Here is a 25,853-nt window from a genome sequence, read left to right on the forward strand (position 1 = left end):
GGGCGTGTGTGCGATCAAGCGGCCATCAGCGTGTTCAGGCGCTCGCGGGCGCGGCAGAGGCGGGAGCGGATGGTGCCGATGGAGACGTTCAGCTTTTCCGCCGCTTCCTGGTAGGGCCGGCCCTCGATCGCCACCAGCTTCACGACCTTCCGCTGACTGGGGGTCAGGGCACCGAAGGCGCGGTCGACGTCGCGGAAGACGAGGCGGGCGATCTGGGAGGCCTCGACCGACATGGCGCCGTCCCAAAGCTCGACCTTGGTGACGTGCTTTTCGCGCTGGAGATTGTTGAAGTGAAGGTTTTTCAGCATGGTGGTCAGCCACGCCTGCATATTCGTTCCTGGTTCGAAACGATGCTGGCGCGACAGGGCACGCGCAAGACAATCCTGGGTAAGGTCTTCGGCGGCGCTGACATCGCGGGTCAGCTTGCAGGCGTAGCGTTGCAGGTTCGGCATGCAGCGGATCAGTTCGGATTCGAAACAGTACGCCATGATCTCTCTTCCTCCAACCTTCTCTTTGTCCGGTGGGCGGCCGTTCATGCGGCGCCCCTTTGCGGAGACCTTCTTCGAGGATGACGAACCCCGTCCGGCGCGCGCGGTGTCGCGCCGGTTCAGCGATGCCCTTGGCGGTTTTCTTTAGGGTGCGGTGCCGCCTACCTGGCCCGTGATGTCGGGCTGGCGATGCACGCGGAGCAGGCTGTCGTCATCAACGGTCTCCCGCTTTCCAACTGGGCACTCCGAAAACGCCGCAGCGCTTCGGAGGTGCTCCCGTTCGTGGTGACGTTGAGGTCTTAACGCGGGGGGGATGGGGTTGTTCCCCGGCGGCAACAGCCGAAAGTTTCTTTCGGAATAAGAATTTGCGGGATCAGGTTACGCCCACATAGCAGTTGCGGTTGTAAGTACCTCGATCACAAGCGCTGGGGCCGCTATTTCTTGGGCCGGCTTTCCAGGCGGCGCAGAAAGTCCCGCATAACAAGGCGATACAGCTCATCCTTGAGCTTGGCGTCTTCGACGCCGAGGTCGATGCTGGGATTGTCGTTGATCTCGATGACGAACACGCCGCGGTCGTTCTGCTTCAGGTCCACGCCATAGAGCCCGTCACCGATCAGGCCAGCCGCCTTGACCGCGACGTCGACCACCTCCGGCGGCGCCTCCTCCACGGCCAGCGTGCGCGACGATCCCTGCTCCGCCCGGCCGTTGCCGCCGTGCTTGACGATCTGCCAGTGCTTCTTGGCCATCAGGTACTGGCAGACGTAGATCGGTTGCCGGTTCAGCACGCCGATGCGCCAGTCGAACTCCGTGTACATGAACTCCTGCGCCAGGATGACGTCGGACTGCTCGAACAGGCCCTCCGCCGTCGCCTCAAGCTCGCTGCGGTTCTGCACCTTGAAGACGCCGCGGGAGAAGGAGCCGTCCGGGATCTTCAGGACGATGGGGTAGGGGATCTCCTGGTCCAGCGTGGCGAGCCCGCGCTTGTCGAAGATGACCGTCTTGGGCGCCGGGATGCGGTTGGCCTTCAGCAGCTCCGCCAGATAGACCTTGTTCGTGCATTTCAGGATCGAGTTCGGGTCGTCGATCACCGGCATGCCTTCCGCGGCCGCCTTCTTGGCGAAGCGGTAGGTGTGGTGGTCGAGGTTCGTCGTCTCGCGGATGAACAGCGCGTCGAACTCCCCCAGTCGCGGATAATCCTTCTTTTCGATCAGTTCGACGGCGATGCCCAGGCTTTCGCCGGCCTTGACGAACTTCTGAAGGGCGCGCGGGCTGGAGGGCGGCAGCTCCTCTTTCGGATTGTGCAGGATGGCCAGCGTGTAGCGTGCCGGCGCCCGGGCCGTCGGCTCCCGCCAGGAGGCGCGGGTGTAGGCCTCCAGCGCCGCCTCGAACTGGGCTTCCTGGTCCGGGCGCAGGTCGGCCAGCGACAGCGCCTCCAACGTGTGAACGGTCCAAGTGTCCTTCAGCCGGACCTGAACCTTCAGCAACGGGCAGCGGAACAGGTCGAAGATCGACCGGGCGATGTCCTGGAAGCGCGCGTCGTCGGCCTGGCCGAAGAAGACGGTCAGGTTGAAGGACGCCCCGGGCGGATCCGGCAGCCGCTTGATCACGCGCCGCAGAGCCTCGTTCACCTCGCCCAGCTGGGCGCGGTAGAAGTCCTTCTGCGACAGGTCGAGGATCGTCTTGACCGAGGGTATCACCCGCTCTCCCCGCGCTTCCGCCAGCAGGGAACAGTAATAGCCGGTGCCGAGGTAGCGGTGGCTGCGCGACAGGTTAAGGATGCGCGCGCCGCGCGGGATCTTCACCGTCTCCGGCTTGGCGATGTAGTCGCGGGCGCTGACGACCTGGAGGTTGTCCTTCGCCCATTTGAGGTCGGCTTTGAGGTTGGCCCGCCGGTCGACGATGAGGAGATGGGCCGGCATCAGTCGGCGGACCGCCCGCTGAGCAGAATGGTTGCCTTGAGCTGCGCCTTGCCGTAGCGGGCCATGCGCTCGAAGTCGGCCTTGGGGATGGGCATGTTCATTCGGTCTATGTGCGCGTGGTGGCGATCATACACGAGCGGGTCGTGAACATAAAGGAAACGGTCGTCCGCCCCGGTCACCACGACCCAGTGCGGGAATTTTTCGTGGTAGATGCGATACGAACTGATCAACACGATCGGAATGGCCCCGCGCTTCACCGCCTCGGCCATGTCTTCCGCGGTCATGGGGCTGTGGTGCACGGTGACGTCGGACCCGTCCAGTTCCTCCAGGAAGTCCTCGTGCACGATGCGCATGACCTCCTTCTTGTCGTCGCTGCGCACGCTGTCGAGGAAGGGGGTGGAGCTGTCCTTGACGTAGATGTCGGCCTTCATCCCGCGCCGTGCCGCCGCCAGCGCCAGCCCGAAGGGGCCGCAGCCGCCGTGGCCGGAGGTCATGAACACCGTCGTGGATTCGCGCCACAGGCGGATTTCCAGCTTCCGTCCCAGCTCGATTTCGGCCGGCTTCAACGCCTTCATGGCCATCATCAGGGCCGACGGGCCGCAGGTGAAGTCCAGGGTCTGCTGGTAGTAGGGAACCATCGGGCCGCCCAGCGGCGCGCTCGGCCCCGTGGTGCCGAGGCGCTTTTCCAGGCGCAGCGCCTCCATATGGTCTTCGTAGTAATCGGTGTAGACGCCGAACTCGCGATAGCCGCTTTTTTTGTAGAGATCGATGGCCGGAGCGTTGTCCCGGCGCACTTCCAAGCGAAGATAGATGCAGTCGCGCGACCGCGCGGCCTGCTCCGCCGCCGCCAGAAGGCGCTTGGCGACGCCTTGCCCCCGGAAATCCGGGTCGACCGCAAAGGAATAGAGCCGCGCCAGCGAGGTTCCGGAATGGAAGGACACCAGCGCGTACCCCGCCAGCCGCCCGCCAGCCGGACCGCCGTGCACTTCTACAAGGGCTGCGGCCTTGGCTTTTGTCAGCAAATATTGAAAACTGCGTCGGGTCAGCCGGTCGGTGGCGAAGCACCGTTCCTCAATGGCGAGCAGGGCCGCGATGTCCGACGGCTGGGCCTGCCGCAGAAGAATGGTGTCGGTGTCGCCCTGATGGGGGACGGCGTGGTTCGGATTCAGTTCGTCGAGCATCTGGAGGTTCAAAGCGGCCGCGGCGCGTGCCATCTTACTCCCTTCCACCGGTCTGGAAAGCGATCAGGTTGCCGGGAGGATGGTCAGCGTTCAGGATGCCCCTACCATTTGGCGTATGGGCCTTTTGGCGTATGGGCCTTATGGCTTAGGAGTTGCTTAACCATAATTCCGGAAACTGCCGCCGATGGAAGGCCGGCCTGTCAACCGCCCGCTCCAGTTGGCCCTGGACAGAAGAAAGTCAAGACATGGACGCTCGGTATAAGTCGCGAGAGATCGAACGCCGCAGTCTGGATGTCGACGGGCTGAAACGCTCGTTTCTGGAATGGCTGGTTTATTCCGTCGGCAAGGACGCCCGGGCGGCGACCCGGCGCGACTGGTTCCACACCGTCGCCCTCGCCGTGCGCGACCGTCTTGTCGATCGCTGGATGGACACCACGCGGACCTATTACCAGAAGGACGCCAAGCGCGTTTACTATCTGTCGCTGGAGTTCCTGATCGGCCGACTGCTGAGCAACAGCCTCGCGAACCTGGGCATCACCGAGGAGTGCCGGAAGGCGCTCGACCAGATCGGGATCAGCCTGGAGGACGTTGTGGACGCGGAGCCGGACGCGGCGCTGGGCAACGGCGGCCTCGGGCGCCTCGCCGCTTGCTTCCTGGACAGCATGGCGTCGGAAGCGCTGCCCGGCTACGGCTACGGCATCCGCTATGAGTTCGGCCTGTTCGAGCAGCGCTTCGAACACGGCTGGCAGGTCGAGTATCCGGAGCAGTGGCTGCAGTTCGGCAACCCGTGGGAGTTCCCGCGGCCGGAGGTGCTGTACCCCGTCCAGTTCTACGGCCGCGTCGAGGAGTTCCGGGATTCGGTGGGTGAGAAGGCCTACCGCTGGGTCGACGCCGAGCGCGTGCTGGCCATGGCCTACGACACGCCGGTGGTCGGCTACGGCGGCAACACGATCAACACGCTGCGCCTGTGGTCGGCGCGCGCCACGCGCGATTTCAACTTCGGCCACTTCAACGATGGCGCCTACATGAAGGCGGTCGAGCAGAAGGTCCTGTCGGAGAACCTGAGCCGCGTCCTCTACCCGAACGACGCGACGGAGGGCGGCAAGGAGCTGCGCCTGAAGCAGGAGTATTTCTTCACCTCCGCCTCGCTCCAGGACATCCTGCGCCGCTACCTGCAGCACCACACCACCTTCGACAATCTGCCGGACAAGGCGGCGATCCAGCTGAATGACACGCACCCGGCCATCGGCATCGCCGAGCTGATGCGGCTGCTGGTCGACCAGCACGGCGTGGTCTGGGACAAGGCCTGGGACATCACCCGCGCGACCTTCTCCTACACCAACCACACGCTGCTTCCGGAAGCGCTGGAGGCGTGGCCGGTCCGCATGGTGGAGCGCGTGCTGCCGCGCCACATGCAGATCATCTACGAGATTAACGCCAAGTTCCTGAACCGTTCCAAGGCGCGGGCGGCCGGCGACAACGGGCGCCTGTCGCGCCTGTCGCTGATCGACGAGCGTGGCGACCGCCGCGTGCGCATGGGCAACCTGGCCTTTCTCGGCTCGCACAAGGTCAACGGCGTCTCGGCGCTGCACACCGACCTGATGAAGCAGACGGTCTTCGCCGACTTCCACGCGGAGTTCCCGGATCGCATCAACAACAAGACCAACGGCATCACCCCGCGCCGCTGGCTGCACCAGTCCAACCCGCCGCTGGCAGCCCTGATCACCAGCCGCATCGGCCAGGGCTGGATCAAGGACCTGGACCAGATCAAGGCGCTCGCCGAGAAGGCCGACGACGTTGTCTTCCGCGAGGAGTTCCGCCGTGCCAAGCGCAAGAACAAGAAGCGGTTGGCCGCCTTCATCGCGCGCCAGACCGGCATCGAGGTGCAGGTCGACAGCCTGTTCGACGTGCAGGTCAAGCGCATGCACGAGTACAAGCGCCAGCTCCTGAACATTCTCCAGGCGATCGCGCTGTACAATGAGATGCGCGACAACCCGACGATCGCCTGGGTGCCGGTCACCAAGATCTTCGCCGGCAAGGCGGCGCCGAGCTACCACATGGCCAAGCTGATCATCAAGCTGATCAACGACGTGGCCAAGGTGGTCAACCACGACCCGTCGGTGCACGACAACCTGAAGATCGTGCTGCTGCCGAACTACAATGTCACGGCGGCGGAGATCATCATGCCGGCGGCCGACCTGTCGGAGCAGATCTCCACGGCGGGCATGGAGGCGTCGGGCACCGGCAATATGAAGCTGGCGCTGAACGGCGCGCTCACCATCGGCACGCTGGACGGCGCCAACGTCGAGATCCGCGAGCATGTGGGCGAGGACAACATCTTCATCTTCGGCCTGACCGCGGAGGAGGTGAACGACCTGCGCGCCAGCGGCGGCTTCAACCCGCGCGAGGTGATCGCGTCGAACCCCAGCCTGAAGCGGGCGCTCGACATGATCTCCACCGGCGTGTTCTCGCCGGACGACCCGAACCGCTACCACCCGATCCTGCAGGCGCTGACCGACGGCGGTGACCACTTCCTGGTGACGGCCGACTTCGCAGCCTATTGCGAGGCGCAGGAGCAGGCGATGGAGCTGTATCGCGACCAGGAGGAATGGACCCGCAAGGCCATCCTGAACACCGCGAACATGGGCTGGTTCTCGTCGGACCGCACGATCATGGAATACGCGACGGAGATCTGGGACGTCCACCCGGTGGTGCCGGAGCACGTCGAGGAAGCGGACGACTGAGCCGTCGTCGAATAAAATTGTGATGGAAAGGCGCGGGCGCTTTACAAGCCCCGCGCCTTTCGTTTATCTACCGGGTTATGAATCGCTCGCTCGCCATCACCACCACCACTACCAAAACGACCCGCTCCGGCGGGCCGTCGGCTGGTGGCGTGCGTTGATCGAGTAGAGACGCTTCACCCACCACGAAGGCCTCGCCGGACACGGACGGGGCCTCGGTGTATCTGGGGGCCGTCCAGCTCGATCCGGGCATGACACAAGGACGGACCACACCCATGAGCACCCCCTCCGCTTCTCCCCGTCGCGTTGCCATCGTTGGCGCCACCGGCGCCGTTGGCCGCGAGATGGTCGATGTCCTCCACCGCCGTTCGTTCCCGGTCGCGGAACTCGGCCTGTTCGCGTCGGAGCGCAGCGCCGGCCGCACGGTCGAGACCCCGTTCGGCACGAAGACCCTGGAGGCGTTCGACGCCGAGAAGGTGAAGGGCTACGACATCGTCCTGCTCGCCGTGTCCGGCGATTTCGCCAAGGCGCACGCCCCGGCCCTGACTGAGAAGGGCGCGCTGGTCATCGACAACTCGTCGGCCTTCCGCTACGACGACAACGTCCCGCTGATCGTGCCGGAGATCAACGCGCACGCCATGGGTGACGCGAAGCTGATCGCCAACCCCAACTGCACCACGGCCATCGCCGTCGTGGCGCTCGGCCCCCTGCACAAGGCCTTCGGTCTGAAGCGCGTTATCGTTTCCACCTATCAGGCGACCAGCGGCGCCGGTGCGGAGGGCATGGCCGAGCTTGAGGAGCAGACCCGCAACCAGCTGGAAGGCAAGCCGGTCACCAACAGCGTCTTCCGCCACCCGATCCCCTTCAACCTGATCCCCCAGATCGACGCCTTCCAGGAGAACGGCTACACGAAGGAGGAGATGAAGGTCACCTGGGAGACGCGGAAGATCCTGGAGATCCCGGACCTGCCCGTCAGCTGCACCGCGGTGCGCATCCCGACCTACCGCGCCCATTCCGAGGCGATCACGGTCGAGACGCTGTCGCCGGTGACCCCGGACGCTGCCCGCGCCGCCCTGGCCGACGCGCCGGGCGTGGAGGTGAAGGACGTGCCGGCCGACGGCGTCTACCCGATGCCGCTGAACGCCACCGGCCAGTTCGACGTCGAGGTCGGCCGCATCCGCACCAGCCTGATCTTCGGCGACCACGGCCTGGACCTGTTCGTCTGCGGCGACCAGCTGCTGAAGGGCGCCGCGCTCAACGCGGTCCAGATCGCCGAGCTGACTCTGTAAGGAAGCCGCTTGCCCATCCCCGTCCGCCCCACCGGCGGACGGGGATGGGCGCGTCCATCAGGCCTTCTTCACGAATTCCGACTTCAGGTTCATCGCGCCGATCCCGTCGATCTTGCAGGCGATGTTGTGGCCGTCGGCCCCGTCCGTCAGGCGGATGTTCTTCACCTTCGTCCCGCCCTTGACGACCAGCGACGATCCCTTGACCTTCAGGTCCTTGATCACGGTCACGCTGTCGCCGTCGGCCAGCGGGTTGCCGTTTGCGTCGCGCACCGCGTCGGCGCCGGTGTCCTCCGCGACGGCCGTCTGCGGGTTCCATTCATGGGCGCATTCCGGGCAGATCCACAGCTCCCCATCCTGATACGCGTATTCGCAGTTGCATTTCGGGCAGTTCACGTGAGCGTCCTTTGCGTGTCTTGCGGTTGGGGCGTCGTGGCTTAGCACAGGCGCCACCCCTTCCGCCATCGCGTCACCATCTCACGAGGACTGGAAGCCGGGCCGCGACGCTGCTATCTATAGCGCCGAATCACGAGGGCCGAGGGGCACCGATGCCCCCGGCCCTCGTTGTCGTTCCTTTTCGCTTGTCACGGGATCCGCGCATGTCCGAGCTTCTGGACGCTGTTTCCCGGCGTCGAACCTTCGCGATCATCGCGCACCCGGACGCCGGTAAGACCACCCTCACCGAAAAGCTGCTGCTGTTCGGCGGCGCCATCCAGATGGCGGGCGCCGTGAAGGCGCGCGGCGAGCAGCGCCGCGCCAAGTCCGACTGGATGAAGGTGGAGCGCGAGCGCGGCATCTCCGTGACCGCGTCGGTGATGACCTTCGACTACGAAGGGCGCACCTTCAACCTGCTGGACACGCCGGGCCACGAGGACTTCTCCGAGGACACCTACCGCACGCTGACCGCGGTGGACAGCGCAGTGATGGTCATCGACGGCGCGAAGGGCATCGAGAGCCAGACCCTGAAGCTGTTCGAGGTCTGCCGCCTGCGCGACGTGCCGATCATGACCTTCTGCAACAAGATGGACCGCGAGGCGCGCGACCCCTTCGACCTCATCTCGGAGATCGAAAGCTCGCTCGCGCTGGAGGTCACGCCGGCCAGCTGGCCGATCGGCATGGGCCGCGACTTCCTCGGCTGCTACGACCTGATCCGCGACCGCCTGATCCTGATGGACCGCACCAAGGGCGACGAGATCGATTCGGGCATCGAGTGCAACGGCCTGGACGACCCGAAGATCGACGAGCTGCTGCCGGCCCACGCCGTCGCGAAGCTGCGCGAGGAGGTGGAGATGGCGCGTGGCCTGATGCCGCCCTTCGACCTGGAGTCCTACCGCGCCGGCCATCTGACGCCGATCTATTTCGGGTCGGCGATCAACAACTTCGGCGTCCGCGAACTGCTCCAGGGCCTTGCCGAGAGCGCCCCGCCGCCGCGGCCGCAGCCGGCGGAGCAGCGCGCCGTCGAGCCGGACGAAGGCAAGTTCAGCGGCTTCGTGTTCAAGGTCCAGGCCAATATGGACCCGAACCACCGCGACCGCATCGCCTTCGTGCGCATCTGCTCCGGCAAGTTCAAGCGCGGGGCGAAGCTGAAGCATGTCCGCTCCGGCAAGCTGATGGCAGTGAACAACGCCGTGCTGTTCCTGGCCCGCGACCGCGAACTGGCCGAGGAGGCTTGGCCCGGCGACATCATGGGCATCCCGAATCACGGGTCGTTGCGCATCGGCGACACGCTGACCGAGGGCGAGGACCTGCGCTTCACCGGCGTGCCGAGCTTCGCGCCGGAGCTGTTGCAGCGCGTCCGGCTGGATGACCCGATGCGCGTGAAGCACCTGCGCAAGGCGCTGGAGCATTTCGCGGAGGAGGGCGCCTCCCAGGTGTTCAAGCCGCTGACCGGGGCCGACTGGGTGGTCGGCGTCGTCGGCCAGCTGCAGTTCGAGGTGCTGGCCGCCCGAATCGAGGCGGAATACGGCATCAGCGCCCGCTTCGAGGGGGCCGGAGTGGACGCCGCGCGCTGGATCGAGACCGAGGACGAAGACCAGCTGAAGAAGTTCCTCGACCTGAACCGCTCCGCGGCAGCCGAGGACCATGACGGTGCACTGGTGTTCCTGGCCCGCAACGCGTGGCACTTGAACCGGACACAGGAGGACTTCCCCAACCTCCGTTTCCTGAAGACGCGCGAGCAGAACCGCAAGGTTCACACCGCCGCATAATCGTTTCAGGATTGGTTCGGGCGCGGTACTCCCAGCGGGTGCCGCGCCTTTTTTTCATGCCACCCCCAAATGGCTTCCGAGCCCAACCTTTCCGAAAGTCAGGTTGACTTTCCTCAAGGGGTGCTTGACTTTTGTCGGCATACGGTTGCAGCCGATGCGCGCCATTGGCCAACCGGGTCCGGACCTCCTCGCGCCGGGGGCGCAACGGCTCGCGGACGGCGTCGCCCGCGGGTTGGCCCGTGCAGACAGACGACGAGGGGGGAGACATGTTCGGCGGCTTGGAGGCCTTCTTCGATAGCAGCGGGTTCATTCCCCACGGGGTGTGCCTTCTCTGGAAGCCGGAGATCCTGGCCCTGCACATCGGCTCCGACGTGCTGATCGGCCTGTCCTACTATTCGATCCCCATTGCCCTGGTCTATGTGGTGCTGAAGCGGCGCGATGTTGCCTTCAGCTGGATTTTCTGGCTGTTCGCGGCCTTCATCCTCGCCTGCGGGACCACGCATTTCTTCAGCGTCTGGACGCTGTGGACTCCCGAATACGGGCTGGAGGGCGTGGTCAAGGGGGTGACCGCGGTCGCCTCCGTGCTGACCGCCATCGCGCTGTGGCTGCTGATGCCGCGCCTGCTCGCCCTGCCGAGCCCGGCGCAGATGGCCGAAGCCAACGACGCGCTTCAGCGGGAGATCGAGGTCCGGCGCCAGGCGGAGCAGCGCTACGCCAGCTTCTTCAACAACCTCGCCGAAGGGCTGTTCGTCGTCACGGTTCTCCCCGATGGCCGGTTCGCGTTCGACACGCTCAACCCGGCGCACGCCCGTGCGACCGGGATCGATCCGGACACCATCCGCGGCCGCCTCGTGTCCGAAGTCCTGCCTTCCGAAACGGCGCAGGCCGTGATCGGGCGCTACGCTGCCTGCGTTGCGGCCGGTGGCCCGATCGATTACGAAGAAACCCTCGACCTGCCGGTCGGGCGCCGCGTCTGGCACACGGTCCTGGTCCCGGTCCGCGACGGGGGCGGAGCCATCGTCCAACTCCTCGGCAGCGCCCGCGACATCACCGAGCGCAAGAAGTTCCAGGAAGAGCTGGTGCAGACCTCCAAGCTCGCCACGCTCGGCACGCTGGCCGCGGGTATGGCCCACGAGATGAGCCAGCCGTTGAACATCATCCGCATCTGGTCGGAAAACGCGCTGTCCCGGCTGCGCGACGGCGACACCGACACGGCGCGCTTGGACAAGGTGCTGACCATCGTCGCCGACCAGACCGAGCGAATGGGCAAGATCATCGACCACATGCGCACCTTCAGCCGGCGCGACGGCGGAGGCATGCAGATGTTCGACCCCGCCGCCAGCGTGCGCGCGGCGGTGGACCTCGTCGCCAACCAGTTTGCGCTGGAAAACATCGCGGTCGACGCGGAGATCGAAACCGGTGAGACGGTCGTGCGCGGTCGCCCGCTGCAGCTGGAGCAGGTGCTGGTCAACCTTCTCTCCAATGCCCACGATGCCATCGTCGAGCGGCGCGCCGCGGACGGCGAGGGCCCGCCCGCCGGCGGGCGGATCGAGGTCCGCGTGCGCCGGGGCGGCAGCCCGGGCACGGCGTTGATTTCGGTGACCGATGACGGCGGCGGGATCGACCCGGACGTGCTGCCGCGCATCTTCGATCCCTTTTTCACGACGAAGGAGGTCGGCAAGGGCTCCGGCCTTGGCCTGTCCATCGGCTATGGGATCATCGACGCGATGAACGGTCGCATCGAGGCGGCCAATGTGGACCACGGCGACGGGCGCCACGGTGTTCGTTTCACGATAACTTTGCCCGTGTCCCATTCCTCGGCCAGCGAGATGGAGCGTACCCATGCCTGAACCCGCGCACATCCTTGTGGCGGAGGACGAAGTCCTGGCGGCGATGGCAATGGAAGACTTCCTGCAACGCAAGGGGTACCGGGTTACCTTGGCACCGGACGGGCTGGCCGCGCTGGAACGCTATCGCAACGATCCCGCGGACCTCGTGATCACGGATCTGCGCATGCCGCGCATGGACGGCCGCGCGTTGGTCCGGGAACTGCGCGGGCTGGACGCCGCCTTGCCGCTTCTGGTCGTCACCGGATTTCTGTCCATTGAGCCTGGGCAGGACGACCTGACGTCGCCCGCCTGGAAGCCGCTGGAAATCCTGCGCAAGCCGGTCAGCCCGCAAGTCATTCTCGACACGGTGCAGCGCCTCATGGCGACCCGGCCGGCCGCCTGACAGAGAGACGGTCAGACGGCCGGGTCGATCGGCTCCACGTCCACGCTGACGCTGAGGGAATGGCCGGCACCGCCCAACAGGACGCCGCGCGCCGGGCTGACGTCGTCGTAGTCGCGGCCCCAGGCGATGGTGATGAAGTCCTGGTCGGCCACGCGGGCGTTGGTCGGGCACAGGTCCAGCCAGCCGGTCGGGCCGCACCACACCGACGCCCAGGCGTGGCTGACGTCCGCGCCGACGAGGCGCGGCCGGCCCGGTGGCGGCAGGGTGCGCAGATAGCCGGAGACGTAGCGGCCCGGCAGGCCCACCGCGCGCAGGCAGCCGACGACGATGTGGGCGAAGTCCTGGCAGACGCCGCGCCGATGGCGCATCACCTCCGCCAGCGGAGTCGCCACGGTCGTCGCCGTCGGGTCGAATGTGAAATCGCTGTGGATCCGCCGCATCAGGTCCAGCGCGGCCTCGGCCACCGGCCGGCCCGGCGTGAAGGAGGCGGAGGCGTAGTCCAGCAGCGCGGGGGAGACGGCCACCAGCGCGCTGTCGAAGCTGTACTGGACGATCTCCGCCCCGTCGTCAGGCCCGGACAGGCAGCGCAGCGACTCGTGCACCCGCTCCCAGGGCGGGGTCGCCGCCGCGTCGAGGACCGGCGGGGTGAACACCTCCACCTCGCTGTCGGCCGTGATCGTGAAGGTCCGGTGAGGCTCCTGCACCGCCACGTATGTGACGGTGTTGCCGAAATAATCGGTGTGGTCGGATCGCACGGCGGGTGCCGGTTCGACTGTCAGGCAGCAGCGCCGCACGCGCTGCCGCGGGTGGGGGCGGGCGGTCAGATGCAGCAGGTGATGCGAGACCGACACGTCTTCCCCATAGTCGTAATGGGTGACGTGGCGCAGGCGGTAGCGCACGCCGCCGCGTTCCGCGGGGCCAGAATCCGGGAGAAAGGGGGCGTCAGGCCGATCGGGCGAAGGCATGGCTGAAATAGGCGTGCGTGAGAAGGTTCGAGATGTCCGGCAGCGACGTCGCCAGCGTGTCGAGCAACGTGTTCAACGCCTCGTTCGACCGCAGGCTCTCCGGGTTGCGCAGGGACGCGCGCGCCGCCTGGGCTATGGACAACGCGCCAGCCGTCGGGACGCCTGGGCCGGGTCTGGCCGTTCCGGGCAGCGCCGTCACGTGCTGCTCCAGCGCGGCGAGCTGAAAGGCCAGCGCGCGCGGGTTCGATTCGTCGCTCAGCAGCAGTTCGAGCACGGGCGTGCGCCGGACCGTCGTCAGGTAGCGGCTGCGGTAGGTCATCACGCTTTCGCCCAGTTCGAGCAGGACGGCCAGCGTTGCGGCCTGCGTGCCTTCCTCCTGCCGGTCGAGCCCATGGACGTTCAGGCCGCGCATGATGGAGATGGTGTGCAGGGAGCGTTCGATCCGGCGACCGATGTCGAGGAAGCGCCAGCCGGGGCCGCGCGTCATGCTCTCCTGCTCCATGCCCGCGATGGCCGCGAGGATGGTGACGAGGTCGTCCAGCCGCAGCAGCATCGCTGCGGCGTCGAGCTTCTGGCGCGGCGTCTGGCTCTGCCGTTCCAGCATCGAGATCACCCGCCACATGTCCAGCGACAGGCGGTCGCGCACCGAATAGGCGGTGCGGTGCAGGCGCAGCACCTGGGCGCGCAGGCTGTTGGGGTGGTCCGGATCGACGACCGACGTGTGCAGCGCGTTGCGCAGCGCGCGACCGCTGCCCAGTTCCGACACGCGCGTCAGGTCCCAGGGGATCACGCCCTCCCAGGCCATCAGGCAGAGCAGGGGGCGCAGCTGCGCCGTGGCGCCGGGCATGGTGCCGTCGGTCAGGCGCGTGTGGGTGGCGCGCAGCAGCCGGACGACCCCTTCCGACCGCTCCGCGTAGCGTCCGAGCCAGTAGAGGCTGTCGGCGACGCGGCTGGGCAGGTCGTTGGCGGCAGGACGCAGCACCGGCTCCGTCGCGTCCTGTCCGGCCTGCGGGCGGGGCTGGGCCGGTGCGCTGTCGCTGCGCCGGCCGGCGAGGATCCAGGTGTCCTTGCTGCCGCCGCCCCGCTGCATGGAGACGACGAGCTTGCCGGATTCGGTCGACACGCGCGTCAGCCCGCCGGGCATGACCGCGTAGCTGCCGTCGCGCCGGGCGCAGAGGAAGACCCGCAGCACGAGCGGGCGCGCTTGCAGGCGACCGCCCTGCCACACCGGCGCGGTGGACAAGGCCAGCCGTTCCTGCGCGACGTAGCACCAGGGGCGGGCGTTGATCCGCTCGACAAGGGCCATCCGTTCCGCCGCGGACAGGTCGGCGCCGAAGATCGGCTCGAAGGCGAGCGACGGGAAGGCCGGCTTGACGACCAGACCGTCCAGGTGATCGATGACGTATGCGCGCTCCGCGTCGTCGCCGCACCACCAGACGGCGACCCCGGGCATCTTCAGCTCCTCGCCCAGCAGGTGGCGGCAGAGCATGGGCAGCGACGACTTCACCGCCATCGATTCCATGAAGCCGGACCCCAGCGAGTTCGCCAACGCGACGTTGCCGGCGCGCACCGCCTCGATCAGGCCGGCGACGCCCAGCGAACTGTCGGCGCGCAGTTCCAGCGGGTCGGCGAAGTCGGCGTCCAGGCGGCGCAGGATCACATCGACCCGCTCCAGCCCCGACAGCGTCTTCAGGAACACCTGCCGATCGCGCACGGTCAGGTCCGCCCCCTCCACCAGCGTGATGCCGAGATAGCGGGCGAGGTAGACGTGCTCGAAATAGGTTTCGTTGTAGGGCCCGGGGGTCAGCAGCACCACGCGCGGATTCTCGCGCCGCGGGCTCAGCGACAGGAGCGTGTCCTTGAAGGCCTCGAAGAAGGGGGACAGCCGCTCCACCTGGCAGTGTCGGAAACTGTCGGGCAGCACCTTCGCCAGCACCGCCCGATTCTCCAGCGCATAGCCGCTGCCGCTCGGCGCCTGGGTGCGGTCGGACAGCACCCACCAGCGCCCGTCGGGCGCGCGGGCGAGGTCGGCCGCGTAGAAATGCAGATGGATGTCGTTGGGAACGCGGATCCCGTGCACCGCGCGGCGGAAGCCGGGGTCGGCGTGGATCACGGCGGGGGACAGCCGCCCGCTGCGCGTCAGCGTCTGCGGCCCGTAGAGGTCTGCGAGCACGGCGTTGATCAACGTGGCGCGCTGGACCAGACCCGACTCGACGGCCTTCCACTCGTGCGCCGGAATCAGCAGCGGTACCATGTCGAGCGGCCAGGGCCGCTCCATCCCCTTGGGGTCGCCGTAGATGTTGTAGGTGACGCCGTTCTGATGCAGCAGGCGCCGCGCCTCCTCCCACCGCTCGGCCATCAGCTCCGGATCGAGGGGACCCAGCGTGCCCATGAAGCTTTGCCAGTGCGGGCGAAGCCGGCCCTGGCCGGTGACCATCTCGTCATAGACTTGGCCCGTGCCATAGCCCAGGGCATCAGCCTCGCCGAACAGCGATCCCTGAAGGAACGGCACCGGACGCAGCCCCACGGGGGTGGGCGCGCTGGGGTCGGGGAGGGTGGGATCGCGGCTGGGCAAGGTGGGGTCGCGTGCTCACATTTGGTGCTTGGCGCTCGGAGTGTGAACGCGCGTTCCCGCCGATGCAAGGGGCGGTTCGGGGAAGCTTCCGGCCGGATGCGGGATCCGCCCGGAAGAACCACCAAGCCCTGGCCAAGCCTTGGCCAAGCCCCGGCCAAGCCCCGGCCAGTCCCCAGCCGCTCCCTCAGCCCCGCCGCAGGTCGAGCGTCATCGGGAACTGCGGGTTCCGCTCCTCCGCCGGGATCGGCATCGGGCCGGGCGTGTGGCCGAAGGGGAAGAAGCGGGCGAGGCGCCGACCCTCGGCCTCGTTTGCGTTGACCGGGAAGGTGTCGTAGTTGCGGCCCCCCGGATGCATGACGTGGTAGGTGCAGCCGCCGATCGACCGCCCGGACCACAGGTCGATGATGTCGAAGACCAGCGGCGTGTGCACGGGGATGGTCGGGTGCAGGCAGGAGGGAGGCTGCCACGCCCGGTACCGGACGCCGGCGACGAACTCCCCTTCCATGCCCGTGGGGATCAGCGGCACGCGCCGGCCGTTGCAGGTGACGGCATAGCGCGCGTCGATCAGGCCGGTGACGCGCACCTGCACCCGCTCCACCGAGCTGTCCACGTAACGGACCGTGCCGCCGCCGCCCGGCTCCTCGCCCAGGACGTGCCAGGGCTCCAGCGCCATGCGCAGTTCCAGCGAGATGCCGCGCTGGTTGACGTGCCCATAGACCGGAAAGCGGAAGTTCATGTGCGGGTCGAACCAGCGCTCCTCGATGGGATAGCCGTGGTCGCGCAGGTCGGCGACCACATCCGCAATGTCCTGCTGCACGAAGAAGGGCAGCATGAAGCGGTCGTGCAGTTCCGTGCCCCAGCGCACCAGCTTGCCCTTGTAGGGAGACTTCCAGAATCGGGCGACCAGCCCGCGGAGCAGAAGCTGCTGCGTGAGGCTCATCTCCGCGTGCGGCGGCATCTCGAAGGCGCGGAACTCCACCAATCCCAGGCGCCCGGTCGAGCTGTCCGGGGAGTAGAGCTTGTCGATGCAGAACTCCGCCCGGTGCGTGTTGCCCTGGACGTCGGTCAGCAGGTTGCGCAGCACGCGGTCGACAATCCAGGGCGGGCAGTTGCCTTCCGCCGCGGCCTTGTCGATCTGATTGAAGGCGATTTCCAACTCGTACAGCGTGTCGTCGCGCGCCTCGTCGACGCGCGGCGCCTGGCTGGTCGGGCCGATGAACAGGCCGGAGAAGGCGTAGGACAGGGACGGGTGGTTCTGCCAGAAGGTGATCAGGCTGCGCAGCAGGTCCGGCCGGCGCAGGAAGGGGCTGTCGGCCGCGGTGGCGCCGCCCATCACCACGTGGTTGCCGCCGCCGGTGCCGCAATGGCGTCCGTCGATCATGAACTTCTCCGCCCCCAGGCGGGACTGGCGCGCGTCCTCGTACAGATCCTGGGTGTTGCGCACCAGCTCGTCCCAGCCGTGGGACGGGTGGATGTTCACCTCGATCACGCCCGGGTCCGGGGTGACGGCCAGGGAGTTCAGGCGCGGATCCTTCGGCGGCTGGTAGCCTTCGATGACCACCGGCATCTCCAGCGCGACGGCGGTCGCCTCGATCTCCGCCAGCATCGCCAGATAATCCTCCAGCGTGTTCATCGGCGGCATGAACAGGTGCAGGCGGCCGTTGCGTGCCTCGCAGGTCAGCGCGGTGCGGACGATCCACCAGGCGGACTTGCCCTCCTCCGGCATCTCCGTGCGGACTTCGGCCATGGCGCGCTGGATGTGGGAGCGGCGCTTTTCCATGGCGCCGGCGCCGCCGTCCGCTTCGTCCCGCCGGGCGTGCTGGCGCAACGGCACCCGGTTCGGCGGCAGCGGCGCGCGCTCCTCGAACGGGTCGGTCTCCCAGGAATAGGGATAGTCCTGCGGCGCCACCCAGGGCAGGGACCCGAGCGGCAGCCGGTAGCCCACCGGGCTGTCGCCGGGCATCAGCAGCAGCCGCTCCTGCCGCAGCGGCCAAGCGCTGGACAGCCACACCGGCCCTTGCTGCGTCATCTTGCGGTTGATCGGTAGCGCGAAGCCCACAGGCTCGTTCAATCCGCGCGTGAAGACGCGGGACAGCCGCTCCCGCTCTTCCTTGTCCTCAAGCTTGCTGTCCAGCGGATCGACGTTGACCGGCAGTTGCGATTCGCGGCGCAGGTAATGCCACGGGTCCTCGTAAGCAGCCAGCACCAGCGCCGGATCGAGGCCCAGCTTCTTCGCCAGCGTCACCAGGAAGGTGCCCGCGTCTTCAGCGGTGTGGCCGTAATCGGTGTCCTCGCGCGCCAGCAGGTCGGCGTTGGCCCACAGCGCCTCGCCGTCGCGCCGCCAATAGACGGTCATGGCCCAGCGCGGCAGCGATTCGCCGGGGTACCATTTGCCCTGGCCGAAATGCAGCAGGCCGCCCGGCGCGAAGCGCTTCATCAGCCGATGGACGAGGTCGGCGGCCAGCTTGCGCTTCTGGGGGCCGAGCGCCGTGGTGTTCCACTCCGCCCCGTCCATGTCGTCGATGGACACGAAGGTCGGCTCGCCACCCATGGTCAGCCGAACGTCGCCGGCCTGCAATTCCTCGTCGATGCGGTGGCCGAGCGCCTCGATCTCCGACCACTGCTTGGCCGAGTAAGGCTTGGTGACGCGCGGCGCCTCGTAGATGCGGGTGACCGACATCTCATGGCCGAACTCCACCTCGCACTCGTCGATGAGGCCGGAGATGGGCGCTGCGGAGGAGGCGTCCGGCGTGCAGGCCAGCGGGATGTGCCCCTCGCCGGCGAGCAGGCCGGAGGTGGGGTCGAGGCCGACCCAGCCGGCGCCGGGCAGGAACACCTCGGTCCAGGCGTGCAGGTCGGTGAAGTCGGATTCGGGGCCGGAGGGGCCGTCCAGCGCCTTCTGGTCGGCGGTCAGCTGGATCAGATAGCCCGACACAAACCGTGCCGCCAGCCCGAGGTGGCGGAAGATCTGAACCAGCAGCCAGGCCGAATCGCGGCAGGAGCCGGTGCGCTTGCCCAGCGTCTCCTCGCAGCTCTGGATGCCCGGCTCCAGCCGGATGACGTAGCCGATGTCGCGCTGGAGCCGCTGGTTGACGTCAACCAGGAAATTGATGCTCGCCGTCGGCTCGCGCGGGATGCCGGCCAGATAGGCGGCCAGCCGTTCCCCGGGCATCTCCGTCTCCAGGTAGGGGCGCAGTTCGCGCTCCAGCCAGGGCTCGTAGGTGAAGGGGATCTTGGACGCCTTCTCCTCCAGGAAGAAGTCGAAGGGGTTGATGGCGGCGATCTCGGCGACGAGGTCGACTTCGATCACGAACTCCCGCGTCTTTTCCGGGAAGACGAAGCGCGCCTGGTAGTTGGACTGCGGATCCTGCTGCCAGTTCAGGAAGTGCTGCTTCGGCGACACGCGCAGCGAATAGCTGAGGATCGGCGTGCGGCAATGGGGTGCGGGGCGGAGCCGGACGATTTGCGGTCCCAAGTTGACCAGACGGTCGTAGCGGTAGACGGTCTTGTGATTGAGAGCGACGTGGATCGCCATGAATGCCCCACCCGTGGTCCAGCGGCAGCGGCTGCCGGTCGGAATTGTCCGGCACGCGGACGGGAAGGATACCATCAACCATTTCGCTCGGACAGAGTGCCTTCGCACCTGCGGGATCGTCCGGTGGGACAAAAGCCCTGCGACATCCCGCTTTGCCGGACCCGCTTTTCCGCTTGTGCACGTGACCGTATAAAGGCCAGTGTTTTCTTTCTCTGTGAACGGCGTACACGAAACAATTCGCCCGCGCGGCGCGTGGGTGGTTGCGGGCAGGGTGCAGGAAAGGGTCGGGCGGCGGATGGACTTGATGTCGGCCACGTCAATGGGGGGCGGAGCGGGCGGGGGCGGCATGGCTCCCGGCGGGGCCGCGCGCGGCGTGGTCACCGGCAAATACTTCAACTTCAACCCGCTGCCGCCGCCGGCCGACATCCTCGGCAACCCGTTGGCCGTTCCGGACCTGCCGACGCACAAGATGCCCAAGGAAAATTGGCGCAGCCGCCTGCAACGCCGGCTGGCCAGCTTCAACCTCGGAAAACAGTCGTCCCAAACGGCGATGCGCTGGAAACTCCAGGACACGGCTTTTTCGGTCATCGCGTCGGTGTCGGCGTCCCGTTCCACCCCCGCCAACCGGCGCGCACCGGGGCGGAAGGTCGGCAATATCCCGGTCATCGTCGTGCGCCATCCCTACCACCTGCGCCACGTCTTCGAACTGATCATGCAGGTGCCGCCCGAGCTTGCGGCGGAGCGGCGGTTCCTGGAGTTGCTGATGGGCCGGGTCCTGCGCAAATACGGGGAGCAGATGGCGCTCATGCGCGGTTCCCCCTTTTCCTTCGAGAACGAGGCGCGCGACTATTTCTATGCCGGGTTCAAGTTGGAAAAGCAGGTGAAGAAGATCAATTCGCCGGACGAGCGGTTTGCCGCGCTGCAAGCCATCTACACCAACTATTTCCACGGCCGGAATTACTATTATTATGGGCTGTTGCGGCGGGAAAGAATGGCGCCGGACAACAAGCTGTTCATGCTGTACTCGCGCGCGGCCTATTTTATGGCCCGCATCGACTGGAACGGGGAGCTTCTGGACAAGCCCAACCAGCGCTCGCTGCCCAAGCGCGAGGACATGCTCTTTTTCGTTCAGCGTGACAAGACGGTCCTGACGCGCTATCGCAGCGACCAGGATTTCCAACGGCAGGTGAAGGCCGTCTTGGAAGCGTTTCCGGCGTAAGGGATTTTTCGATGCGGGCAACGATTGTTCTGGCGGGGTTGCTGGCGGTTGGTTCGGCGGTTCCGGTCGTCGCGGCGGAGGCCGTGGGCCAGGCACCGTCCATAACACCGTCCACGACCTCGTCCACGGCCGGCGCCCCGGACTGCGCTTCGGCGGAATCGCCCGCGGCGCAGCTTGTCTGCCGGGACCCGGCATTGGCCGCCGCCGTCGGCAAGCTCGACGCCACGGTGAAGGCCTTCGCGGAGGAGACTGGCGAGCCCGGGCGTGAGGCACTCGCTTCCGGCCAGCGGATGTGGGGCCAGCGGCGCGACGCGGCCTGTCCAGTGACGGAGGCCGACCTGAACGACCCGAAGAAGGCCAAGGACCGCGCCGCCTGCCTCGCGCGCCAATACGCCGACCGCACCAGCGCGCTGGAGGACGAGCGGGCCGCCCGGCGGGCGCCGGTGGCGGACCAGCCCGTGACCATCACCGACGCCGCCCCGCCCCGCGCGGTCCAGCCGCCGCCCCGCGCCTTCCTGCCGAAACAGCGGCAACCCGGTGTCGCTGGTTTGACCGGCCGTTGGGCCAAGGCCGACCCGGCGACCCGCACACCAATCGACGATTGCCGCAGCTCCTACCTCGAAATTTCGAAGGCGGAGACGGCAAAGGACATGGTGCTTGGCTTGCACGACCCGCGAATCGCCGGCATGCCCATAGAGGGGCGCGTGATGGTGGAGGACGGCGACCTGGGACAGGGGCTTGCCTTCCGGGCGGAGGCGCCGCAGCCCGACGCCGCCGGCATCGCCGGAACCCTGCGCCTGGGTCCCGCGGACATGCCGCGACTCGACCGCCTGTTCCTGCGCCTGGACAAGCCCATCGCCTTCGGCGCGACCTTCGTCCGCTGCCGCTGACGCCTTGGAATCGACCGTCAGCCGCGGAGCGGGGACAGGCAGAGCCGCATTGTCCCGCGCAGGCTCTCGCCGGGGGCGAGGACGCGCAGACCGGCGTCCGCCTCCTGCCCGCGGTTGACCGCGTCGGTCATGTGGCTGACCGGCTCGACGCACAGATAGTCCTCGCCCGGCGGGGCGTAGATCACCAGATGACCGAAGGGGCCGTCCGTCGTCACGGTCAGGCGCAGACCCTGGCTCGGCCAGTCCAGGGTCGCGCGGCCGTCCCAGCCGGTGAAGCCGTTGTCCAGCACCGTCCGATCCATCACCACGCCGTCCGGAAAGCGCCACTCCTCCGGCAGGTCGGCGCGGTCCACCGGCAGGAGCGTGGCGTCGTTCATCCACACGCCGCCCACCCGCGCGGCCAGCCGGGTGCCCGGCGGCTTCGGAAAATAGGGGTGCAGCCCGATTCCAGCCGGCATCGGACGATCATCCTCGTTGGTCAGGTCCAGAACGACGGTCAGGCCGTTGTCGTCCAGCGCGATGTCCTGGACAGCGCGGTAGCGCCACGGCCAACCCTGTCCACCGTGGCGGAGGACGAGGCGCGCGGCGGAGTCCGTCCGTTCCGCCACGGACCAGGGCGCCTGCCAGCCGTCACCGTGGATGGCATGGGGGCATCCGGTCATGTTCAGCGGCAGCGCGACGTTCCGTCCGTCGAAGTCGAACCGGCCCGCGGCGATGCGGTTGGAAAAGGGCACCAGCGGGAAACAGCCCATGTCGACGGCCGATCCGTGCTGCAAAGCCCAGCCGGTCGCCGGCCGCAGAAGGTCGACGGGTCCGTCCGGGCCATGGAACGTCAGCCAGGCGATGGAGCCGCCCTTGTCCGGGCACAGGAGGCATTCCATGTCCCCACGCTCCCCGATGCGGCGGTGCAGCGTGAGGATGTCCGCGTCGATGTCCATGCCCAAATCGGCCCCCTGGCGGTCGGTCGAGCCCCGGGTATCGCACAGGCGAAGGGCGATGGGAAGCGCGTCGGCCCGCGCGGACGGGTATGAACGGTCGGACAGGCGACGCGATTCGGGAGCAGCTTGCGGTGGGCGGTGCTCGGCGGCTTCCACAACCCCCGCGCTTGCCGTCGTTGAGCGATGTATACGCCCTGTTTACCGGATGCGGTCGACAATGCGCTTTCGCGGCTCCGGCCGCCCTCCGTCGTTTCGCACCCGCACATAGGCACAGCGTGTCCAGGCCGTTGCCCACCCTTCAAGCCGGTCCGGTCGGCGCGTTCGACGAAGCGGACATCTGCACGACCCTCTCCGACTACCACGCCGGGCAGAGCCGGATCGTGATCGGCGCCGCCCTGCGCCAATATCTGGACTCCATGGTGCTCACCCCGACCGAGGTGATCCACGGCGCGAAGGCGTTGCGGCAGCTGCTCGACCAGGGTCCCCTCGTGGAGGTGGCCGTCGGCAAGGTCGCCACCGTGCAGGCCCGCATCCCCGGGAATGACCCGAAAGCGCGGCGCAACGCGATCCAGGACGCCATCGCTGAGACCAGCGCGAAGGCGCGCGTCGCGCAGGTGGCCTTCGGCACCCTGCCGAAGGGACGCCCGCCCATCGACGCTGTGCTGGCCTGCCCGCCCGGCCGTTCCCCGACCGGCGATGCGCCGTACGACCTGCGCGTCGCGATCAGTTTGGAACTGGCCGATCGCCGGACTTGGTCGGCCAAGCTCGACCGCCTGATCGAGCTGTTCCAAGGCGATGCCGACGCGCGCCTGTCCGTGGAGGTGGACGGGGTGATCGGCGACATCCTCTGCTCGGTCGCCGCGACCCAGGAGATGTTCGGCGCGGCCCTCCCGCCCGGCGGGCTGCTGGTGAAGCTGTGCGACACGATGTTCGGCCGCGTTCCCATGGAGCCCATGGGGCCGAACCGCACGGGGATCCTGAACGGCTGGTTCCGGCAGGGCAAGCTGCCGGTCACCCGCTCCATGGCGCTGGACCGGATCCGCCGGCAACTGCGTACCCCGCAGCCGCTCGGCCGGGGGACGACAGACCAGGAGGCGGAGCTTCTGCGCGTCCTGTCCGGGCACCTGCTGACGCCGATGGAGGTGATGGGCGGCGGCGCCATGGCCGACGCGCTGACCGTCCGCTATTCGCGCCGGCTGGAGCAGGGTGGGGCCAGCGCCTACCGGCGGTCCATCGTCGGGCTCAGCGAAACGCTGACCGACCTGATCGGGCGGATCCATTACTTGGCTGCCGTCTCCACGGTTCCCGCCGCCGAGCGGCACATGGGGGAAATTGCCGACGCGCTCGACGCGGCGTTGGGCAACGAGCTGCTGGTCGAGAACACCATCGTCCAAACTCCCGACACCCCGCGGTTCCAGCAGGCCATCGCGGGCGCCGTCGCGGCCATCCGCGCGTCCGGCCTGCCGGAGGAGGCGCGCGCCCGCATCGCCGGCCGCACCGAGTTCATCGTCGACGAGTTCGCCAAGCAGGGCCGATTGGCGCAGCGTCTGCGGCAGGTGGAGCCGATGCTGCGCCGCCGGACCATCCGGCTGGCCGAAATCGCCTGCTCCGGCCTTGTGCGCGAGGAGGGCGCGCTTCCCCTGCTGCGCCAGCACATCCTGGAAATCGTGCGGCAGCCGCAGTTCCAGACCGACCTGGCCACCGCCCAGCACGACGAGTTGGCCCAGGCCGAGGTTCGGCGCCTGTACGAGCTGCTCGACCAGCTGCGCCAGACCCCGCCCCCGTCGCCCTGCCAGCCGGCGCCGCAGCCGCAATCCCAATCGCGGTCTGAGTCCCGGCCCGAGCCGCGACCGCAACCTCCGACGTTGCGCTCCCGGCCTGCGGAGCCGGCGCCGGTGCCGTCGCGCCCATCGCAACGATCGACCACCCCACGGTCCGGCGTACACACCGCCCTGACGACGCCGGCACCAGCGACAGCGCGCGGTCCCGGCGCGCTGTCATCGGCCGAACACGCGTCCGTCGATGCGGCGATGTGCCCCAGCTGCTTCGGCCGGACGGTCGTTCAGGGGGGTTGCCGGGGATGCGGCTACCCCAACCAGTCCGACAACCGTAACGGCGTTCATCTCATGCCCGGAACGGTCCTGCTCGGCCGTTACCGGGTTGGGCGGGTCCTGGGGCAGGGGGGCTTCGGCGCCACCTACCTGGGATGGGACGACCGCCTGCGCATCAAGGTCGCGGTGAAGGAGTTCTACCCGGCCAACCTGATCTCGCGCGTTCCAGGCGCGTCCGGCGTCATTCCCTTCTCCGACGAGCACGCGCGCAGCTTCGCCGCCGGCCTGACAAAGTTCCTGGAGGAGGCGCGGCTGCTCGCCCGGCTGCGCGACGTGAAGGAGATCGTCAGCGTCCAGGACTTCTTCGAGGAGAACGACACGGCCTACCTCGTGATGGAGCTTCTGGAAGGCCGGACCCTGAAGAAGTACGTGACGGAATGCGGCGGGCGCATCGACGCGCGGCGGACGCTGACGATCCTCGCGCCGATCATGAAGGCGCTGCACGCGGTGCACGAGCAGGGGCTCATTCACCGCGACATCAGCCCCGACAACATCTTCCTCACCACGGGCGGCGAGCGGAAGCTGCTGGACTTCGGGGCTGCGCGCCAGGCGGCGGGCCAGGACTCCAGCCTGACGGTGATCCTGAAGCCGGGCTACGCTCCGCCGGAGCAGTATTCGCACGACGGCCGACAGGGCCCATGGACCGACGTCTATGCCATGTGCGCCACGACCTATCAGGCGCTGACCGGCAAGGCGCCGCCCGACGCGACCAGCCGCTTCATGAACGACAAGGTGGCGAAGCTGTCGGACTGCGGGGTGACCGTGCCGCCGGCCTTCGAAAGCGTGCTGTTCGCCGGCCTGTCGATGCGATGGCAGGAGCGGCCGCAGAGCATGCGCCACCTGCTGCGCGCGATGACCGGCACTTTGGAGGGACCCTGAAACGACGCTGAGAAACGGCACGGGGACCGGAAGGGCGCGCACGGCACCCCTCCGATCCCCGAATCTTGCGGAACCGGTCCGCGTCAGGTTTGGCGGCGCTTACTTGGCGTCCGCGGCGACCTGCATCTTGATGATCTTGTCGGGACCGTCGACCTGACCGTTGCGGGCCTGGCTGCCCTTCTTGATCTTGTCGACGAACTCCATGCCCTCGACGACCTTGCCCCAGACGGTGTACTGGCGGTCCAGGAAGGAGGCCGGCGCGAAGCAGATGAAGAACTGGCTGTCCGCGCTGTTCGGGTCCGGCGTGCGGGCCATCGACAGGGTACCGCGGACGTGCGGCTCGTTCGAGAACTCGGCCTTCAGCTTCTTGCCGGAACCGCCGGTGCCGGTGCCGGTCGGATCACCGGTCTGGGCCATGAAGCCGTCGATCACGCGGTGGAAGACGACGCCGTCGTAGAAGCCCTGGCGGGTCAGTTCCTTGATGCGGGCGACGTGGTTCGGTGCCAGGTCCGGGCGCAGTTCGATGACCACGCGGCCGTCCTTGAGGTCGAGGTAAAGGGTGTTTTCCGGATCCAAGGCTTTGGCCTCCCCCTGAACGAAAAAGAATGTGGCGATCAGCGTCGCCATGAGAATGCGCGTCCACCGCAACATGCGAAACTCTCCGATGTGCCGATTCCGCGGTGCCGA

The 25,853-nt window shown here is 67.6% G+C and carries 17 protein-coding genes; 8 read left to right on the forward strand and 9 right to left on the reverse strand.

Going from position 1 to position 25,853, the window contains the following annotated elements; translation table 11 throughout:
- Positions 1–14: 14 nt before the first annotated feature.
- The 3 genes from M2351_RS39300 to M2351_RS39310 form a co-directional block, all read right to left on the reverse strand.
- Entirely contained in the window at positions 15–488 is a 474-nt protein-coding gene (locus M2351_RS39300; protein WP_209762943.1) for a sigma-70 family RNA polymerase sigma factor, read from the reverse strand.
- 434 nt (positions 489–922) lie between these two features.
- Positions 923–2,407: a RimK family protein gene (locus M2351_RS39305; RefSeq protein WP_264661398.1), complete on the reverse strand. Its 1,485-nt coding sequence runs from the start codon at positions 2,405–2,407 to the stop codon at positions 923–925.
- Entirely contained in the window at positions 2,407–3,621 is a 1,215-nt protein-coding gene (locus M2351_RS39310; protein WP_264661399.1) for a GNAT family N-acetyltransferase/peptidase C39 family protein, read from the reverse strand. The genes M2351_RS39305 and M2351_RS39310 overlap by 1 nt, the downstream gene beginning before the upstream one ends.
- Before the next feature lie 212 nt (positions 3,622–3,833).
- On the opposite strand from M2351_RS39310, the gene M2351_RS39315 reads away from it, so the two are divergent.
- Together M2351_RS39315 and M2351_RS39320 are read left to right on the forward strand one after the other, a co-directional pair.
- Positions 3,834–6,332, forward strand: coding sequence for a glycogen/starch/alpha-glucan phosphorylase (locus M2351_RS39315; protein ID WP_264661400.1), 2,499 nt, complete (start codon positions 3,834–3,836; stop codon positions 6,330–6,332).
- Positions 6,333–6,604: 272 nt separating this feature from the next.
- Positions 6,605–7,618 (forward strand): aspartate-semialdehyde dehydrogenase, encoded by a 1,014-nt coding sequence (locus M2351_RS39320; RefSeq protein WP_264661401.1) that lies wholly within the window; start codon positions 6,605–6,607, stop codon positions 7,616–7,618.
- 57 nt (positions 7,619–7,675) lie between these two features.
- Here the strand turns inward: M2351_RS39320 and M2351_RS39325 are convergent, their stop codons facing one another.
- Positions 7,676–8,080, reverse strand: coding sequence for a zinc ribbon domain-containing protein YjdM (locus M2351_RS39325; RefSeq protein WP_406567494.1), 405 nt, complete (start codon positions 8,078–8,080; stop codon positions 7,676–7,678).
- 134 nt (positions 8,081–8,214) lie between these two features.
- On the opposite strand from M2351_RS39325, the gene M2351_RS39330 reads away from it, so the two are divergent.
- The 3 genes from M2351_RS39330 (at position 8,215) to M2351_RS39340 (ending at position 12,054) form a co-directional block, all read left to right on the forward strand.
- On the forward strand, positions 8,215–9,822 hold the full coding sequence (locus tag M2351_RS39330; RefSeq protein ID WP_264661403.1) for a peptide chain release factor 3: 1,608 nt from the start codon (positions 8,215–8,217) through the stop codon (positions 9,820–9,822).
- A 266-nt stretch (positions 9,823–10,088) separates the two neighbouring features.
- Positions 10,089–11,672 (forward strand): sensor histidine kinase, encoded by a 1,584-nt coding sequence (locus tag M2351_RS39335; protein ID WP_264661404.1) that lies wholly within the window; start codon positions 10,089–10,091, stop codon positions 11,670–11,672.
- Positions 11,665–12,054 (forward strand): response regulator, encoded by a 390-nt coding sequence (locus M2351_RS39340; RefSeq protein WP_264661405.1) that lies wholly within the window; start codon positions 11,665–11,667, stop codon positions 12,052–12,054. Before M2351_RS39335 ends, M2351_RS39340 begins: the two co-directional genes overlap by 8 nt.
- 11 nt (positions 12,055–12,065) lie before the next feature.
- On the opposite strand, the gene M2351_RS39345 is transcribed toward M2351_RS39340, so the two are convergent.
- The 3 genes from M2351_RS39345 to M2351_RS39355 form a co-directional block, all read right to left on the reverse strand.
- Positions 12,066–12,953: a transglutaminase family protein gene (locus M2351_RS39345; protein WP_264661406.1), complete on the reverse strand. Its 888-nt coding sequence runs from the start codon at positions 12,951–12,953 to the stop codon at positions 12,066–12,068.
- Positions 12,954–12,996: 43 nt separating this feature from the next.
- Positions 12,997–15,594 (reverse strand): circularly permuted type 2 ATP-grasp protein, encoded by a 2,598-nt coding sequence (locus tag M2351_RS39350; RefSeq protein ID WP_264661407.1) that lies wholly within the window; start codon positions 15,592–15,594, stop codon positions 12,997–12,999.
- 184 nt (positions 15,595–15,778) lie between these two features.
- Entirely contained in the window at positions 15,779–19,129 is a 3,351-nt protein-coding gene (locus tag M2351_RS39355; RefSeq protein ID WP_264661408.1) for a transglutaminase family protein, read from the reverse strand.
- 304 nt (positions 19,130–19,433) lie between these two features.
- Here M2351_RS39355 and M2351_RS39360 point away from each other — a divergent pair, with 304 nt between their 5' ends.
- Together M2351_RS39360 and M2351_RS39365 are read left to right on the forward strand one after the other, a co-directional pair.
- A complete protein-coding gene (locus tag M2351_RS39360) occupies positions 19,434–20,348 on the forward strand; it encodes a hypothetical protein (protein WP_264661409.1) in 915 nt (304 codons plus the stop codon).
- Between the two features lie 11 nt (positions 20,349–20,359).
- A complete protein-coding gene (locus M2351_RS39365) occupies positions 20,360–21,238 on the forward strand; it encodes a lysozyme inhibitor LprI family protein (protein ID WP_264661410.1) in 879 nt (292 codons plus the stop codon).
- Between the two features lie 17 nt (positions 21,239–21,255).
- Here the strand turns inward: M2351_RS39365 and M2351_RS39370 are convergent, their stop codons facing one another.
- Positions 21,256–22,176, reverse strand: a complete 921-nt coding sequence (locus M2351_RS39370; protein ID WP_264661411.1) for an aldose 1-epimerase — start codon at positions 22,174–22,176, stop codon at positions 21,256–21,258.
- Positions 22,177–22,463: 287 nt separating this feature from the next.
- Here M2351_RS39370 and M2351_RS39375 point away from each other — a divergent pair, with 287 nt between their 5' ends.
- Positions 22,464–25,166, forward strand: a complete 2,703-nt coding sequence (locus M2351_RS39375) for a serine/threonine-protein kinase (protein ID WP_264661412.1) — start codon at positions 22,464–22,466, stop codon at positions 25,164–25,166.
- A 99-nt stretch (positions 25,167–25,265) separates the two neighbouring features.
- Here M2351_RS39375 and M2351_RS39380 read toward each other — a convergent pair whose 3' ends face one another.
- Complete coding sequence (locus M2351_RS39380; RefSeq protein ID WP_406567495.1) at positions 25,266–25,817, reverse strand: peptidylprolyl isomerase; 552 nt, start codon at positions 25,815–25,817, stop codon at positions 25,266–25,268.
- Positions 25,818–25,853 lie beyond the last annotated feature (36 nt).

It is taken from the genome of Azospirillum canadense, from assembly GCF_025961225.1.
GTDB classification, from domain to species: domain Bacteria; phylum Pseudomonadota; class Alphaproteobacteria; order Azospirillales; family Azospirillaceae; genus Azospirillum; species Azospirillum canadense.